At 48.5% G+C, this 17,171-nt stretch carries 16 protein-coding genes; 12 read left to right on the top strand and 4 right to left on the bottom strand.

Going from position 1 to position 17,171, the window contains the following annotated elements:
- Nucleotides 1-15 precede the first annotated feature (15 nt).
- The 5 genes from CF651_RS06730 to CF651_RS06750 all read left to right on the top strand — a co-directional run bounded on the left by CF651_RS06730 (nucleotide 16) and on the right by CF651_RS06750 (nucleotide 4,162).
- The gene (locus tag CF651_RS06730; protein ID WP_094014068.1) at nucleotides 16-822 is read left to right on the top strand and encodes an energy-coupling factor transporter transmembrane component T family protein; all 807 of its coding nucleotides are present in this window, start codon (nucleotides 16-18) and stop codon (nucleotides 820-822) included.
- 28 nt (nucleotides 823-850) lie between these two features.
- Nucleotides 851-1,519, top strand: coding sequence for a thiaminase II (gene tenA / locus CF651_RS06735; protein WP_094014131.1), 669 nt, complete (start codon nucleotides 851-853; stop codon nucleotides 1,517-1,519).
- 176 nt (nucleotides 1,520-1,695) lie between these two features.
- Entirely contained in the window at nucleotides 1,696-2,001 is a 306-nt protein-coding gene (locus CF651_RS06740) for a DUF485 domain-containing protein (RefSeq protein WP_094014069.1), read from the top strand.
- A 21-nt stretch (nucleotides 2,002-2,022) separates the two neighbouring features.
- Nucleotides 2,023-3,552: a solute symporter family protein gene (locus CF651_RS06745; RefSeq protein ID WP_094014070.1), complete on the top strand. Its 1,530-nt coding sequence runs from the start codon at nucleotides 2,023-2,025 to the stop codon at nucleotides 3,550-3,552.
- Nucleotides 3,553-3,730: 178 nt separating this feature from the next.
- Nucleotides 3,731-4,162: an HIT family protein gene (locus tag CF651_RS06750; RefSeq protein ID WP_094014071.1), complete on the top strand. Its 432-nt coding sequence runs from the start codon at nucleotides 3,731-3,733 to the stop codon at nucleotides 4,160-4,162.
- On the opposite strand, the gene CF651_RS06755 is transcribed toward CF651_RS06750, so the two are convergent.
- A complete protein-coding gene (locus CF651_RS06755) occupies nucleotides 4,159-4,500 on the bottom strand; it encodes a cupin domain-containing protein (protein WP_094014072.1) in 342 nt (113 codons plus the stop codon). The genes CF651_RS06750 and CF651_RS06755 overlap by 4 nt on opposite strands.
- A 34-nt stretch (nucleotides 4,501-4,534) precedes the next feature.
- Complete coding sequence (locus CF651_RS06760) at nucleotides 4,535-5,299, bottom strand: EcsC family protein (RefSeq protein ID WP_094014073.1); 765 nt, start codon at nucleotides 5,297-5,299, stop codon at nucleotides 4,535-4,537.
- 369 nt (nucleotides 5,300-5,668) lie between these two features.
- Between CF651_RS06760 and CF651_RS06770 the strand changes: the two genes are divergently transcribed.
- The 6 genes from CF651_RS06770 (at nucleotide 5,669) to CF651_RS06795 (ending at nucleotide 14,092) form a co-directional block, all read left to right on the top strand.
- The gene (locus CF651_RS06770; RefSeq protein ID WP_179232708.1) at nucleotides 5,669-6,595 is read left to right on the top strand and encodes a substrate-binding domain-containing protein; all 927 of its coding nucleotides are present in this window, start codon (nucleotides 5,669-5,671) and stop codon (nucleotides 6,593-6,595) included.
- A gap of 5 nt (nucleotides 6,596-6,600) precedes the next feature.
- A complete protein-coding gene (locus CF651_RS06775) occupies nucleotides 6,601-8,352 on the top strand; it encodes a cache domain-containing sensor histidine kinase (RefSeq protein ID WP_094014076.1) in 1,752 nt (583 codons plus the stop codon).
- Nucleotides 8,353-8,397: 45 nt separating this feature from the next.
- Complete coding sequence (locus CF651_RS06780; protein ID WP_094014077.1) at nucleotides 8,398-10,002, top strand: response regulator; 1,605 nt, start codon at nucleotides 8,398-8,400, stop codon at nucleotides 10,000-10,002.
- 202 nt (nucleotides 10,003-10,204) lie between these two features.
- The gene (xylF, locus tag CF651_RS06785) at nucleotides 10,205-11,302 is read left to right on the top strand and encodes a D-xylose ABC transporter substrate-binding protein (protein ID WP_094014078.1); all 1,098 of its coding nucleotides are present in this window, start codon (nucleotides 10,205-10,207) and stop codon (nucleotides 11,300-11,302) included.
- Between the two features lie 85 nt (nucleotides 11,303-11,387).
- Nucleotides 11,388-12,899 carry a xylose ABC transporter ATP-binding protein gene (locus tag CF651_RS06790; RefSeq protein WP_094014079.1) on the top strand — a complete coding sequence of 504 codons (1,512 nt, stop codon included), beginning with the start codon at nucleotides 11,388-11,390 and terminating at the stop codon, nucleotides 12,897-12,899.
- A gap of 8 nt (nucleotides 12,900-12,907) precedes the next feature.
- Nucleotides 12,908-14,092 carry a sugar ABC transporter permease gene (locus tag CF651_RS06795; RefSeq protein WP_094014132.1) on the top strand — a complete coding sequence of 395 codons (1,185 nt, stop codon included), beginning with the start codon at nucleotides 12,908-12,910 and terminating at the stop codon, nucleotides 14,090-14,092.
- A gap of 137 nt (nucleotides 14,093-14,229) precedes the next feature.
- On the opposite strand, the gene pyk is transcribed toward CF651_RS06795, so the two are convergent.
- Entirely contained in the window at nucleotides 14,230-15,648 is a 1,419-nt protein-coding gene (gene pyk, locus CF651_RS06800) for a pyruvate kinase (RefSeq protein ID WP_094014080.1), read from the bottom strand.
- Nucleotides 15,649-15,770: 122 nt separating this feature from the next.
- On the opposite strand from pyk, the gene CF651_RS06805 reads away from it, so the two are divergent.
- Nucleotides 15,771-16,556, top strand: a complete 786-nt coding sequence (locus CF651_RS06805; RefSeq protein ID WP_094014081.1) for a helix-turn-helix domain-containing protein — start codon at nucleotides 15,771-15,773, stop codon at nucleotides 16,554-16,556.
- Nucleotides 16,557-16,570: 14 nt separating this feature from the next.
- Here CF651_RS06805 and CF651_RS06810 read toward each other — a convergent pair whose 3' ends face one another.
- Complete coding sequence (locus tag CF651_RS06810) at nucleotides 16,571-17,029, bottom strand: Lrp/AsnC family transcriptional regulator (protein ID WP_094014082.1); 459 nt, start codon at nucleotides 17,027-17,029, stop codon at nucleotides 16,571-16,573.
- Between the last annotated feature and the right edge of the window lie 142 nt (nucleotides 17,030-17,171).

The raw sequence follows: 17,171 nt of genomic DNA on the forward strand, positions 1-17,171 counted from the left end.
GGAAGTGTTAAAGCCGTGCATTCGATTTGGAATTACAAGGAAACCTGGCTGCATCGAGTTAATCCCAGCCTGAAGCTGATCTGCTCCATTGTGCTGTTCTTTGTTGTGCTGCTGACGGACAACATCAATGTGCTGATTAATTTGACCGCGGCTCAGTTGGCGCTGCTGCTGTGCTTTTCAGGTCAACCGATACGAAGACTCGCCCTGATGTTTCTCCCGTTCGGGCTATTGTTCGTCTCCTCCTCCATGTCGATGATGATGTTCGGCAAAGGGGACACGGTATGGATTCAGTGGGGGCTTGTCCGTATCAGTGAAGAGAGCTTTTTCCGGGGGCTGCACATCGGGCTCAAAACCGTCAATATGGCACTTATGGGGCTGATGTTCGCCCTTACGACTCAGCCTGTCGCTTTATTCTACTCGCTCATGCAGCAGTGCAAGCTGCCGCCGAAATACGCCTACAGCTTCATGGCCGCTCTACGGCTGATGCCGATTATGGCGGGAGAATTCCGCACGCTCGGCATGGCGTTGAAGGTGCGGGGCGTGGAGCGGAAGGTCGGGCTCCGCGGTTTTTACGAAACGCTGCGGCTGTACTCCGTGCCGCTGCTGGCCCAGAGCATCCGCCGCGCACAGCGGATTGCCGTGGCCATGGAAGCAAAGCGGTTCTCCATGGCGCGCGCTCGGACTTATTATTACCGCATCGGCTTCTCAGCGGGAGATGCGTTTCTTCTACTATATTTGACCGGTATGCTGGCTGCTGCTTTGTATGCAGGACTGCATTTTCCTTATTTTCATATCGGGGATGTGCGGTATAAAGTAAATTAAACACAAGGAGTGAGACTTACTCATGACGTTGAAGTTTTCTCAAGAGCTGCGGCAAGCAGTAGATCAAAGCTGGAATGCCAGCTTCGAGCATCCGTTTGTTCAAGGCATCGCCAAGGGGACGCTGCCTTTATCGAGCTTCCGCCATTATGTATTAAATGATGCATATTATTTGTCGCAATTTGCCAGGGTACAATCCCTCGGCGCTGCCAAAGCGGACAGTCTGGCTGTATCCAACCGGATGAGTGTGCACGCTCAAGGCACCTATAACGCCGAGCTGTCCCTGCATCAAACGTTTATGCAGCAGCTGGGCATTACCGAGGAGGAGCGACGCGCATTCCAGCCGTCCCCTACGGCCTATGCCTATACGTCCCATATGTTCCGTGCGGCCTATAACGGGCATTTGGGGGATATCATCGCAGCGATTTTGCCGTGCTATTGGTTGTATTACGAGATCGGCGAGAGGCTGCAGGGCTCGACACCGAAGGAGCCGATATACCGGGAATGGATCGCCGCTTACGGCGGGGAATGGTTCGGGGAGATGGTCAGAGAGCAGATCGACCGGCTGGATGAGCTGGCGGAAGGGCTGTCGGAAGCCGATCGAGCGCGGATGAAGCAGCATTTTATCATCAGCAGTCATTATGAATATATGTTCTGGGAAATGGCCTACACGCATGAAGTTTGGCCTTCGTACAAGTAATAGCACAACCGCTTGCTGCCTTTGGGCGACAGGCGGTTTTTTTGCTGAACAGGGCACGACAAAGCCGTCTATACCTGGGTGTGAAGCTGTACTAATTTGGGTACCGGCCTAATACACTATGTTGAAAACGCTCCCGGACGGTGGCGTAAATCTAACATGTATTGGAGGTAACCCCCATGAAGGCCAAAGCGTTGTCTTATAGTGAAATCGCGCAATCCGAGCGATTCCAATCGCTGCTGCGCAGGAAAAAGCAATTTTTACTCCCCATGTCCATATTTTTCTTCGCTTATTATTTCCTCCTCCCCTTGCTAACCTCTTACTCCACCGTGTTGAATAAGCCGGCATTCGGGCCGATTTCGTGGGCCTGGGTGTTTGCGTTCTCGCAATTCATCATGACATGGGTTCTGTGTATCATCTATTCCCGCAAATCGAATGCGTACGACAAAATGATTGAACAGATTCGTCATCAATTCGAACAATAACCATTCGGGGAGGCGGAGCCTTTGAATACGACGGCCTTTATTTTGTTTCTCGCCATTGTTGCGATGACTCTGGTCATTACCTACTACGCTGCCAAAAAAACGAATAGCACCAACGAGTTTTACACGGCCGGAGGCGGGCTGACCGGATGGCAAAACGGGCTTGCTATAGCAGGCGACTATATGTCGGCGGCCTCTTTTCTCGGGATTGCAGGAACGATTGCGTTATCCGGCTTTGACGGCTTCTTTTACAGTATCGGCTTTCTGGTCGCCTATCTTGTCGTGCTGTATCTTGTGGCCGAGCCGCTGCGGAATCTTGGCAAATATACCGTAGCTGACATGATCGCCGCACGCTTCGACGATAAGAAGGTAAGGGGGATGGCGGCGCTGAACACGGTGACCATCTCGATCTTTTATATGATCGCTCAGCTCGTGGGGGCGGGTTCGCTGATCAAGCTGCTGCTTGGGCTGGATTATACGACTTCGGTATTGATCGTAGGGGCGCTGATGACGGTGTACGTCGTATTCGGCGGCATGCGGGCTACGTCCTGGGTGCAAATTGTGAAAGCGGTGCTGTTGATGGGGGGCACATTCATTTTGTCACTCATCGTGCTGGCTAAATTCCATTTCAGTGTGACCGAAATGTTCACGCAGATGCAAACGGCGACCCCGCTCAAGGACAGCTTCCTGAATCCGGGCAACAAGTATAAAGTTCCGCTCGATACGCTATCGCTGAATTTGGCTTTGGTGCTGGGGACCGCCGGCCTGCCGCATATTTTGATCCGCTTCTTTACTGTGAAGGATGCGCCGACGGCAAGAAGCTCGGTTGTGCATGCGACCTGGCTGATCGGTATTTTCTATGTAATGACCATTTTCCTCGGTTTCGGGGCGGCGGCGTTCGTAGGCTACGACAGCATCGTTGCGGCGGATAAAGGGGGGAATATGGCTGCACCGCTGCTGGCCAAAGCACTCGGCGGCGATTTCTTCTTTGCCTTCATCTCGGCTGTTGCGTTCGCGACCATTCTGGCCGTTGTGACCGGGCTCGTGCTTTCAGCGGCATCCGCATTTGCACATGATTTTTATACTCATATCGTTCGCCGCGGCCAAGCGCGGGAGCAGGAGCAGATGAAAGTCGCTCGCTGGGCATCCGTCGGCGTAGCCGTCATTTCCATTCTGCTGTCGCTGTTCGCACAAAAGCTGAATGTGGCCTTTCTCGTTTCCGTTGCCTTTGCCATTGCGGCTAGTGCTAATCTGCCGGTCATTTTATTTACGATTTTCTGGAAGAGGTTCAACACGACAGGTGCGGTGGCCGGGATGCTAACTGGGTTGATCAGCGCGCTTATTCTTGTGGCAATCAGCCCCAGTGTGTGGAATCCGGAGGCCGGGAAAGCGATTCTCGTTGGCGTTGCATGGTTCCCCTACGTGAATCCGGGTATTATTTCTATCCCTCTCGGCTTTATTGGGGCGATCGTCGGCACCTGGCTCTCCCGTCCTTCGGATGCAGCAAAGTTTGATGAAATCGTCGTGAAGGCTCACACGGGGATAAACCGCTAACCGGAGGGGAGTTCGTATGGCAGGTTGAGGGGCAGACGCCAGGAAAGGACGCTTCCGGCTTCACTTTAAGTGGTGCTGGAGGCGTCTTTCCTTAGCTTTAGGAGGGGGCAGTTCATTCGTTTTCCATTATATGGTATGATGAATGGTAGATGTCTGTAAGGAAGGTGGACGGAAAACAATGCATTCCCACGCATGCTTGGGCTGTCGATTGGCGCTTGGAATCGACCCGGCCCATATCGTATTGGAGAACGATTGGGTCACTTGTTTGCTTGATATCGACCCTTTATCGGAAGGGCATACGCTCATTTTACCGAAAAATCATGCGGTTGAATTGGACGAGCTGGAGCCGTCAACCGCACGAGCGGTGATGGATGCATCGATGCTGCTTTCTAGGGCGCTCAAAGCATTGTATCGTCCCGACGGGATTACGGTGATCCAGAACGGCGGGCGGTTTAACGACCTGCGCCATTACCATATGCACGTCTTTCCGCGTTATGTCGGGGACGGCTTTATGTGGACGGAGCCAAAGACCTCGGGGCTTGCCAAGAAACGGCTTGATCTGACGAAAGAGCAGCTGGTTCGAAGCCTCCGGCTGCTGCAGAATCGCTAACTCGCAGTCACACGGTCACCGCGGGTTTGCGGATGAGATATCACGAGAAATTCCACATCGCTATCCGATGTGTTTTTCATTTGATGCGGCACGCCGGGTGCTACCTCGAGGCCTTCCTGGGCATGGAGCTGGAAGGTCTCGCCCTGCATCTCCAGCTCCGCGGTTCCGGACAGCACGAAGAAAAATTGCCGTGAATGGACATGATAATGCCTGATTTCACTTGTACCGGAAGGCATCCGTTCGTGGATGACACTTAATTCCGGCTGCTTCACCAAATGCCAGCCGTCACATTGGCTTCCCCATACATAATGTTCCCCGTTCTGTTTGCTTATTTTCATATCGGTCCTGTATCTCCTTTTCACAATCTGTGTTCTAAGTTATCGATTCCGTCCCGGATTGCTCCAGCCAACGCATCCTGTAACAGTTCATTCCGATTCTCCCCAGCTCCTCAAGCAGGCCGTAATTCGCCCACGCGCCTACGACAGCGCCGATGCCCGGGACCAGCTGCAGCATTTTCCGGAAATCGATCGTATCCCGATATTCCTGCTGCAGCTGCAGCCAATCGATATGCTGTGCGTACGACTCCGCGGGTGGCAAGGTACGGGAGGTAACCGGCCAGCTGCGCAGCGTTTCAAGCAAGGCCGGTCTTTTACGTTGACTGGAGAAAGCCAGCTGGAACACATGAAGGATGTACAATCTTTCCCTGTAATCCTGTGTGGAATGACCGTACAGATGCGCCAGCTCGAATAAAAATTTCATCTTGATGCCAATAAGAATCGGGAAGTCCGCCAATCCGAGCAAAATTCCGCCAGCCCCCGTCCCGGCTCCTTCGGCCGCGGCCAGCTTTTTGTAAAAGGCAAGCAGCTCCTCTGATTTATGATCCCGCATGGCAAGCGTCAAGCCGAGCAGGGGAGGATGCTTGGGCATATATTCGATACTGAATAAGGCGGTCTGAACGATGCCCTTGACTGTAGCGGTAATCGTCTGATGTACTTTGTCCGGAATGACCTGGTTGATGCGGACCGATACGGCCTTGGACGTCTTCTCCAAAAAGCCCGGCGGCTTAAGGAGTTCTTTTTCCCACAGCCTCAACTCCCGGGCAATTTGCTGCTCGTACAAGCTCCCGCTGGAATTCATGCGTATATCCCCCTCATGGAATGCTATTCACGTTTTTGAGAATATACTCTCATTATACATGGCTTTGGCTTCAATTCCATATGGCGACGCGGGTGTGCATTATGTTGTATTTGTGTGTGAGTTCAGCTTCATCAAGGGATTGAAGTTCATGTTGTATTCTTGTACACTATTCATCAAACAGTCGCATATGGTTATATTTGGATTATTGTCTTTAAAATTAACAAATAAGGTTATTTTTCTAAAGGAGGCTATAGAATGATGACACGTCTCCCTGCTCTTCTCTTGCTTCTTATGTTTCTTTTAACAAGTTGTGAGAGCGGTTTCATTGAGGAGAGCACCTCAGGCTCAACCATTTGGAAGGAGTCGCAAATGACTGCAAATGCTGTTAGCAAATCAAAAGACACGATAATTACGATCGTACCCAAATCGCTGAACAACCCTGTTTTCTTGGAGGCTAAGGAGGAAGCAGAACGGACGGTTCAGAAGTATGGAGCCAAGTTGGAATGGCTAGGTCCAATGAACACGAAGTCAGAGGAGCAGGAAAAAATTATTGAGGGCTTAATCCGACGCAAAGTCGATGGGATCATAGTCAGCTGCATCGCCCCGGAACGCTTAAGCCCGTTGATCAACAAGGCTGTGGATGCCGGAATCAAGGTGGCGACATTCGATTCGGATTGCCCGAACAGTAAGCGCCTTTTTTATGTCGGGACAAATAATTACGATATTGGCCGGGCAAGCGGCTTGCAGATGCTGAAAATACTAAAGGAAAAGGGCAGACTCCACGAACCCTTGAGAGCGCTTGTAATGACGGGGAGCAGAGACAGTCTGAACTTAAATCAACGGCTTAAAGGCTTTCAGGATGCCCTTGCGGAGAGTGCGAACATCAATTATCAGGCGGTTCTTGAATGTAACGATGATCTCACTTTGGCGGGCGAGCTATTGGAAACATATATTCGAACGCACGATGGCATTGATTTGTTTTTTAGTACCGGCGGCTGGCCGTTGATTGCCCCATTGGATGCGCTGCCCAAATACAAGCAGTGGCGGGAGGAAGGCGGGTTAGCTGTGGCCATAGACACCTTCTATCCGATGATAACGGCTGCTAAAAATGGGATGGCCGACAGCTTGGTCGGGCAAGATTTTACGATGATGGGGCGCTGGAGTGTGGAACATATGATTGAGGCTATGAAAGGTGAACTGTTAGGACAAACCGAGTTTTATACCGATTTGGAATATGCAGACCGCAGCAACTTCGATAAGCTTTTGCAAAGGAAAGAACCTTGGGAGATAAAGTGATATTAATGAAAAATTTCGTCGCTACGAGCATAAAGGTGAAGCTGATTATATGTTTCCTGACGTTAAGCATAGTTCCTATTTGCATCGTCGGGTATATATCCTACCAATTTTATATCAAAAATCTTCAAGAAAATACGATTGTGTATTCCAATGAGGTTATTGGCCGGGTAGATAAAAATATGGAGACGTACGTTAGTGATATTATCAATGTATTGAGTATGCGGGATGACTACTATCTACTGCAGTATTTGAAGCTCACAGAGGCCGGAAATATCGAAAAAAATCGAAAATATACCGTGCGCATGTGGGAACAATTCAATCAATTCAAAACGATGAAAACAGACCTTGAGGATATTCGGATTATTATGGAAGACGGGAAAACGATCGGGTCCAACGGGGTGTACTGGTCTGATCCGCGAGACGCGATTTTTCAATATTTAAATAACAAACAGACGGACGAAGCGATCATTCTTTCTCCACATCAAAGTTTACTTAATGAAAGTGTGTTCTCGATATGCAAAAGAGTGAATTCGATCGCTTTAAGTAAATCGAGTGCGATTTGTATAGATGTGAATACCGAGTTTCTTAATCGTATTGTGAAAGACATTGAAATGGGGAAACGCGGTTATGTGTATTTAACGGATGAGCAGGGGAGAATGATTTATCGGCAGGCGGATACGGGTAAATTCGGATATCCCAAAGCGATGATCGAGAATGAGCGGATTATTCATTCGGAGAGCGGCAGTTTTAGGCATACGGAACAACAACAGGCCTATATCGTGACGTTTAAAACTTCAAAGATGACTAATTGGCGAATTGTAGGGGTATCGTTGGAATCGGAACTGGTTAAGGGAGTCGACCGGATTCGCGGGATTACGATCGCTGCGGTAGCCATTTGTATCTTGGCTGTCGTCCTCCTATCCATCTACATCACGAATATTATGACGAAGCCGATACGGGAACTGCAAGTACTGGCTTCTACGGCGGCCGATAGAAATTTTACCGATTACGCTAGAGTCAAGGGGCGGGATGAGATCGGATTATTGGCGGTAAGCTTTAACCGGATGATTATGCGCATCCATGAGTTGATGGAACAAATTGTGCATGATCAGGACAAAATGCGAAGGATGGAAATCAAAGCGATGCAAGAATTGATTAAGCCGCATTTCGTATATAATACGCTCGATTCGATCATTGGTTTACTTGAGCAAAACCGCATCGAAGAAGCTTCAGATATGATCGAAGCACTGGGCAAGCTCTTTCGCACGAGTCTTAGTCATGGCAAGGAGATCATAACCATTAAAGAAGAAGTCGAGCATGTTTGTACCTATGTTCATATCCAGCAATTCCGCTTTTTCAACAAATTTGATTACTTATTCGAGATTGACCCCGCCATACAATCCTGTTTAACCGTTAAACTTATTCTCCAGCCGCTTGTGGAAAACAGTATCTATCACGGTGTGAGAGGAATGAAGCAGGGACGGATCGTCGTCAGAGGCTGCATGCTGAAAGATCATATCCGACTAGAAGTGATCGATAACGGCGCGGGCATGGATGAATACAAAATCAAACACATCAATAATGTGCTTTCCGGACGCGAGTGGGTAGGCGATGAATCGGATTATTTCGGGATTCGCAATGTGAATGACAGGATCAAGCTTACTTTTGGACCGGAGTTTGGTTTGCAATTGGAGAATGTCGCGGGCGGAGGAACGAAATCAGTCGTGTACCTTCCTGTAACTGTAACAAAGGGTTAGCGCTAGGCGGAATTTTACAAAGCAAAGCTCCAAGGAGGTAAGTTTATGCTGAGGGTATTGATTGCAGAGGACGAAGATATGATTCGGGACAAGATCAGGAACAATATCGACTGGCAGGCGAATGGATTCGGAGAGATTTATGAGGCTGGCGACGGGAATGAAGCTTGGCGTTTATTTTTGCAGCATCGCCCGGAAATCGTCATAACGGATATTCAAATGCCAGAGATGAACGGGATTGAATTGACGAAGCTCATCAAGCAAGGTTTTCCAGAATGCAGAGTTATTATTATTTCTGGACATGCAGAATTTGATTATGCGGTCGAATCCATTCGTTTGAATGTATACGATTATATCTTAAAGCCTTTTCAATGCAAGAATTTGCTGATAAAAATATTAAAAGCCAAGAAGGATATTGAGTATTCACAGCATGAGCTGGAGGCGCGGGAAGAAATGCGCAGACAGCTGATAGAGAATCGGGAGATGCTGCGGGAAAAGTTTTTTCGGGATTTACTTAGTCACTGTGTCGTCAATGAGCCTTTAAAACAAATTTCGTATTTAGGTTTGAACGATCTTCAAGCCCGTTCCTATCATGTGATTGCTCTGCAAATCGATTCGGTGCTTGAGGGAGCGTCCGATGAGGATTTATACATAACGAATCTCATGCTTTATCAATGGCTTGAGCGGGAGACGGTGGGGAAGGAGCCCATCTATCTCGTTATCAATTATAAGCTGGAACAATTAGTCCTCATCGGATTTGACCATATTCATGCATTGACTGCAAAACTGGAACAATGGATTGAACGGGCGTGGATGGAAAAAGGCTGCCGCCTGACAGCCGGTATCGGAGGCATGTGCGCTTCCCTTCAGGCGATGTACGGCTCTTATCAGGAGGCTTGTACGGCGGTGACGTTGAGCAAAATCCATGGAAGAGGAATCGTATATACGATTTCTGATCTGAATAGCGAGCGAGAGGCTTACAGCAAGCAGTTGCAAATGCTCGTCGACCATCAGCTATATGGACATATGAAATATGGTTTGTTCCAGGACATAAAAAACGACGTAGATGAAATCTTGTTCGAGATCAAGAATGCCCGGATGGATCCGGAAGCTTGCGGCAACGTGATTAACCATATGCTGTTGTTGGCGTATAAGGCTGTCAATGAATTAGGTTTTAATGCGTTTCAGATTATAGGCCGAGCCGAACTATACCGGGTGAACGTGGGAGATTTCGAGGACTTTGAGATGCTGCGCAAGCACATTCTCCACATCTTCCAACAGATCAATCAGCATATCCATATGAAACATAATAATCGCAACGTTTCCCTCGTCATAACCATTAAGCAATACCTTGACGAGCATTATAACGAGCACATTACGTTAACTTCACTTGCAAAAGAATTTAAAATTAGCCCCAGCTACTTAAGCTTATTGTTCCGCGAGCAAACCTCCCTAAATTTTATCGATTATTTAACGAAAATTCGCATCGACAAAGCTAAGGAATTGCTGAGGACTAGCGATTTGAGAAATTACGAGATTGCTGAACGTATTGGATACCGGGATGCTCATTATTTCAGCGCCGCATTTAAAAAAGCAGTAGGAACCAATCCCACCGAGTATAGGGAATATTTGGATCATAAAGAGAATGTGTAAAAAAACAAATACTAAAAAAATAAATCACATCGTGATTCGGAAAAGTTCCAGGTAAAATAAGTCTTGTAAAGGAAATGGATCAAGAAAACCGCAAATGTCGGAGGTGATAGAAAAAAGGTTCCTACAATGAAAAGCAAAGCAATAAGAAGCATTTGTTTGTAAGCGCATTCAAAAAAACTGAAAGACAAGGGGAGAGCAAAGAATGAATAGATGGCGTAAATTCATAGGTTTGGGCTTTAGCGGACTGCTGCTGGCTGCAGTGGTATCAGGATGCGGAGTCGTATCGACGGATAGCAAGAAAGCCGATAGCACGGGAACGGATGCCGGGAAAAAGGGTGACGGAAAAATCGTCATCGGTATGTCCATGGATACGCTTAAGGAAGAACGCTGGCAGAAGGACCGGGATCTTTTCATTGCAAAAGTGAAGGAATTAGGCGGTGAAGTGAAGGTTTTGGGGGCCAATGGGGATGATGCCACTCAATTGAGCCAAGCAGAACAGCTCATTTCGCAAGGCGTAAACGTATTGGTGGTTATCCCGCATAACGCAGAAGCAACAGCAGTGATTGTGGAAAAGGCGCATAAAGAAGGCATTAAAGTCATCTCTTATGACCGGCTGATCAAAAATTCCGACGTGGATTATTATGTCTCCTTTGATAATGTTCGGGTAGGTGAGATGCAAGCAAAAGCGATTACGGCAAAAGTGTCCAAAGGTAACTTTGTGTACATTGGCGGAGCAGACACGGACAATAACGCGCATATGTTTAAACAAGGCACAATGAACATTTTGAAGCCTTTGCAGGATAAAGGCGACATTAAAATTGTATATGATCAGTTCTCCAAGGATTGGAAGCCTGAGGAAGCGTTGAAGAATATGGAGAATGCGCTGACTGCCAACAATAATAATATTCAAGCCGTTGTGGCGGCAAATGACGGCACTGCTGGCGGTGCCATTCAAGCACTGAATGCGCAAGGTATGGCAGGAAAAATTCCTGTATCCGGTCAAGATGCCGATCTGGCGGCAGTTCAACGCATTGCTGAAGGCAAGCAAACGATGACCGTTTACAAGCCGATTAAAGCCATTGCGACCAAAGCTGCGGAAATGGCAGTTGCTATTGCGAAAAATGGCAAGGTAGATGGTGCTTCCAGCAAGGTCAATAATGGCAAAATTGATGTTCCATCCATTTTGCTGGATCCGATTTCCGTTGACAAGTCGAACCTGGCGGACACGGTTATCAAGGACGGCTACCACAAGGTGGAGGACGTTTACAAAAACGTTCCGAAGGATCAATGGCCGAAATAGTAATTTCTTTTGGAGGGGGAGCGTCCTGCGGGCGCTTCTGCCTCCAATCTAGTTTCTGGAATATGAATGGTTAGGAGCTGGAGAAATGTATGCATTAGAGATGATGAACATTACCAAGGAATTTCCCGGAGTGAAGGCGCTGAACAATGTGAATTTTAAAGTGAGGCAGGGGGAAATTCATGCGCTCTGCGGCGAGAATGGCGCAGGGAAATCAACATTGATGAAGGTGCTGAGCGGTCTCCATACGGCACGGACCTATTCCGGGGAAATTCGGATCAACGGTGAAATAAAAGAATTTCAAACGATAACGGATGCTGAGCATGCGGGAATTGCCATCATTCATCAAGAGCTGGCTTTGGTCAAAGATATGACCATCGGGGAAAACATTTTCTTGGGTCGGGAACCAACCAAACGGGGGATGATCCAATGGGATCAGCTTTATCATGATGCGTCCGTCTTGTTGAAGCGGGTTGGGCTTCATGTGAGCCCGGATACGCTAATCGGATCACTGGGTATCGGTCAGCAGCAGCTCGTTGAAATCGCCAAGGCGTTATCCAAGCATGCGAAAATCCTCATTTTGGATGAACCGACAGCCGCATTAACCGAAAGCGAAGTCGAGATTCTCATGGAGATTTTACAGCAGCTTCGTCAGAATGGCGTGTCCTGCGTCTACATTTCACACAAAATGCCTGAAGTTTTTCGCATTTCTGACAGTATTACTATATTGCGTGACGGGCAAACGATTGCAACCATAGAAACGGATCAAACCAACGATGATCAAGTCATATCTTTGATGGTTGGGCGCGAGTTGACCGATCGCTATCCAAGGGTAGAGCATAAACCAGGAGAAGTGGTTTTGGAAGTTCGGAACTATTCGGTATGGCATCGAGAAAAGAAAAATCAGAAAATCATTAAAGATGTCAATTTTACATTACGTAAAGGCGAAATTTTAGGCATTGCAGGACTGATGGGAGCAGGGCGGACCGAACTGGTCACCTCTCTTTTCGGAGCATACGAGGGGAAATCTGAAGGAGATGTTCTGATTGAGGGGCAAGTCGTAAGCATCCGAACGGTTGCGAATGCTATCCGTGCGGGCATCGGTCTCGTATCTGAAGACCGTAAAAGACAGGGATTGGTGCTCGGGTTGGATGTTAAGATGAATACAACATTGGCCACGATGGATCGCGTATCCCGTTATGGAATCATCAATGATAATGAAGAGATCAATTGGGGTCAAAAGTATGTACAGGAACTGAAAACCAAGACGTCTTCACTGGAAACTCTTGTCGGCACATTATCCGGTGGCAACCAGCAGAAGGTCGTTATCGGGAAGTGGCTGATGTCCAATCCGAAGATTTTGATTATGGACGAACCGACGCGGGGGATTGATGTCGGGGCCAAGTATGAGATTTATAATCTGATGAATCGGTTGATAGAGGAAGGCGTCGCGATTATCATGATCTCCTCTGAATTGCCTGAAATTCTCGGGATGAGTGACAGAATTCTCGTGATGTGCGAAGGGCAATTTATCAAGGAGATGGACTATCGGGAAGCAACACAGGAAAATATTATTTTAGCCGCTACTGGGGGGAAGTAGACATGGGCATGGCCACACAACAAAGAACCGATCCAACCGAGATGAGTCAGCAAAACACATGGTGGAAATCTTTATTCAAAATGGATGTTCGCGCCTATACGATGGTGGGTGCCTTAATTTTAATATGGGTTTTATTTGGACTATTAAACGATACGTTTCTGACTCCTCGAAATCTATCCAACCTGTTCACACAAATGTCGGTTACGTCCATCTTGGCCATTGGTATGGTGCTGGTCATCGTAGCAGGGCATATCGATTTGTCCGTCGGCTCCATCGTCGGATTAACGGGCGGGATCGCTGCCATCCTCAGCAATTGGTTGGGGCTGCCGACAATTGTTGTCATACTTGGCACCCTCGCGGTGGGCTTAGTGCTGGGTATGCTGCAGGGATGGCTTGTTGCCTATAAAGCGGTCCCGGCATTTATCGTGACTTTAGGCGGCATGCTTGTCTTTCGGGGCCTGTTAATGGGGGTAACCAAATCGGTAACGGTTCCCGTATCGGATCCTGTATTTGCACTTATGGGCAATGCTTATTTTGCCAAAGGATTTGGACTGATTTTAGCCGCAATAACGATTATTTGCCTGGTCTGGTCCGCTTTTAACAAACGTAAGTCAAGACAGCGGTATGGATTTCATGTCGAGCCGCTTGCGATCGATTTGCTGAAGGTAACCGGTCTTAGCCTGCTTGTCGTCGCTTTTGTACTGATTGTAAATAGTTACAAAGGAATTCCGTTTCCGATAATTTTCGTACTCGCATTGGCGATCCTCTTTTCGTTTATATCGACGAAAACATCTTTCGGACGCCATATTTATGCGATAGGGGGGAATATCGAGGCGGCACGGATGTCCGGAATTAATATCAGGTTGAAAACGATGATTGTTTTTATTTTCAGCGGTTTGCTGGCTTCCGTAGCTTCGATCGTACTAACCTCCCGTTTGACCTCCGCTACGATTTCTGCCGGGAATATGGCGGAGATGGATGCGATTGCAGCTTGCGTTATTGGCGGAACCTCGCTAATGGGCGGATCCGGTAAAGTAAGCGGAGCGATTCTCGGCGCCTTGGTGATGACGTCGTTGGACAACGGAATGTCACTCATGGGTTTGGAATCGTTTTGGCAGTACTTGGTGAAAGGCAGCATCTTGGTTTTCGCCGTTTGGTTAGACATCTCCAATAGAAATAAAAAAAGTGTGTGATCAAGGTATGCCACTGTCGGGTGTATAATAAAAAAGCTGCAGGTCCCTGAGGACCTTGCAGCTTTTTGTATATTGGGTGAGTCCGGCGGAAAAGCAGTGCAGCTGCACATGATTTCGGCGGGCTTTTTTTTGAATGACTACACGTGTTGAATCTTGATCAGGTTCGTCGAACCGGATTGTCCTACAGGAACGCCGGCAGAGACGACGACAAGATCGCCGGACGCTACCATGCCGGTTTGCGTCGCACATTGAATTGCGGATTCAAACATGGCATCGGTGGAAGTCACCGACTGACCTTTCACAGGAATGACACCCCAGAAAATGCTGAGACGGCGCTGAACCCGCTCGTCCGGCGTAACTGCGATAATGGGTGCCTTCGGACGGTATTTGGCCACCATTCTCGCGCTGAAGCCGCTCTCTGTCGGGGTAATGATAGCCTTCGCCTCCAGGTTCAGCGAAGAGCTGACAGCAGCCTGGCTGATCACTTCCGTAATGTTCGTTTTGTGAATGGCTGTCTTCTTCAAGAAGATTTCATCGTAAGATAGCGAGGATTCGATGTTAGCCGCGATAGCGGACATGGTACGAACTGCCTCGATCGGATATTTTCCGGCAGCCGTTTCTCCGGACAGCATCAGCACATCGGTACCGTCATAAACCGCATTCGCCACGTCGCTCGCTTCCGCACGGGTCGGGCGCGGGTTATACTGCATGGAATCCAGCATATGGGTCGCGGTGATGACAGGCTTGCCGACAGCGTTGCCTTTGAGAATCATTTGCTTCTGAATAATTGGAACCTCTTCGACCGGAATTTCGACCCCGAGATCACCGCGGGCTACCATCAAGCCGTCGGAAGCTTCAAGGATCTCGTCCAGATTATCGACGCCTTCCTGATTCTCGATCTTGGAGATGATCTGGATGTGCGATGCGTTATTCTCCTCCAGCAGGCGGCGAATCTCGAGGATGTCGCTTGCTTTACGGACGAAGGATGCGGCGATAATATCGATACCCTGCTCAATACCGAATTGGATGTGCATGATGTCCCTCTCGGTTACGCCCGGCAGCGAGGTGCGAACGCCAGGCAGGTTGACGCCTTTGCGGGACTTGATGACGCCGCCGTTCAAAATCCGGCAGTGAATTTCCGTTCCCTCGATCGCTTCGACCTTCAGCTCGATCAAGCCGTCGTCGATTAAGATGCGGGAGCCTGCGACCAAATCGCGGGTTAATCCGTCGTAAGAAACGGATATGCGGCTCGCCGTACCTTGAATTTGCTCCGTCGTCAGCGTGAGCATCTCATTGGTACGCAGCTCGTAAGACGGATCCTGCAGCAAGCCGGTGCGGATTTCCGGCCCTTTAATATCGAGCAAGATAGACACGGTTGCTCCCAGCTCGTCAGCCGCTTGGCGAACCCGATCGATTCTTCCTTTATGATCCTCCAGATCGCCGTGGGCAAGATTCAGCCGGGCTGCGTTCATGCCTGCCTTGATAAGCTCCTTCAAAGTATCTACAGAGTCGCAAGCCGGACCCATGGTACACATAATTTTAGTTTTACGTAACATGCTTGATTTCACTCCTTGTTGTTTGCTGTTGAAACCCATTGTAGGGAAAAATGTCGAATCACGCTATGAACTATAGTATGACAGATGTATAATAGTACGTAATTGGAAGGGGCGGGGACTATATGCTGCAGGTTCATCATGTCGTACAGGATACGGGAGTTCATTGGTTCGATGAAGGGGAGCGGGGCGTCCATTTGCATTCGGTCGTCCTGATGACTTACGGCAAATGCATTTACTGGGTGGAAGGGGAAAAAATGATGCTCGAAAAAGGCGACCTGCTGCTGCTTCCCCAGCAAGTCGCCTACTATGGCAAGTCGATTCCGACTGTAACCCATGCAAAGTATGTCGTTTCCTTTAGCGTAAATGACCGGGCCGGTCTGCTGCCCATCCTTTCGGAGGCGAGGCCGCTGCATTGGCGAACGGAACGGTTCGAGCTGCTCCAGCAGCGCTTCCGCACGTTGTTCGAGCAATGGAGCGAGAAGCTTCCTTACTGCGAAGCAATGTGCCAGGCACTGCTTCTGGAATCATTGACCCATTGGAATCGGGAGATGGATGAGGGGCGCCGGTCTACTGTGAAGCAGCGGCATGCGGAGCAGATGAAGTTGTATATCCAGAATCATTACCGGGAACGGGTGACCAAGGATGATCTTGGCTCCGTTATAGATAAAAGCCCGAACTATGCGGCGGTGCTTTTTCGCGAAATGACCGGTCAAACGATCGGCGATTATATTCATGCGGAGAGAATCAAGCGTTCCATTTATTTGCTCCAGCATTCCCGCATGACCGTGGCGGATATAGCCGAATATTTGGGTTACTGCGACCCGTCTTACTTCCATAAGGTATTCAAAAGGGAAGTCGGGCTGTCCCCCTCCGCTTACGTGAAGGAAAGAGAGCATCCTGCTCAGTAAAAAAATATCCCCCCTTACAACTCCAGCCCGGTTCCCTGCTTGAATCTGCGGATGGTTAAATGCGTCTCCACACGAACAACGCCCTCCAGGGCGTATATTTTTTTGTACAAAAAGTGCTCCAAATCCGGCTCGTTCTTTAACAAAGCATGCATGTGCAGCGTGCTGGGCCCTGTCATTTGATAAATGCTCACGACATTCGGTTCTTCCGCCAACGCATTCCCCACCGACTCCGCGTGGCGCGGCTCCACTTCTACCTCGAAAAAAACCGGTACGGACTGACCCAGCTTCGTTGCATTTACACGAATGGTGAAGTTTTCGATAATCCCGGCTTGAACCAACGCCTCGACCCGTTTCTGGATTGCAACCCGGGATAAATTCAACAGCTCTCCGATCCTTGAATAGGACATTCTGCCGTTGTCCAGCAGCATTCTTATGATTTCTTGATCCACTTGATCAATGTTAGGCAGTTCCACAGGATCACATCCCTTCGAATTACGACGTCATATATTATTACATAGTATCATCGAAAAATGGAGCAGCCTAGTCTTAATTACTTACCAAGGTTTTTGTTATAAATCGTAACAAAAAACGATTGAATATGTGTTATTCGTAAAC

This window comes from Paenibacillus rigui, from assembly GCF_002234615.1.
Taxonomy (GTDB): domain Bacteria; phylum Bacillota; class Bacilli; order Paenibacillales; family NBRC-103111; genus Paenibacillus_S; species Paenibacillus_S rigui.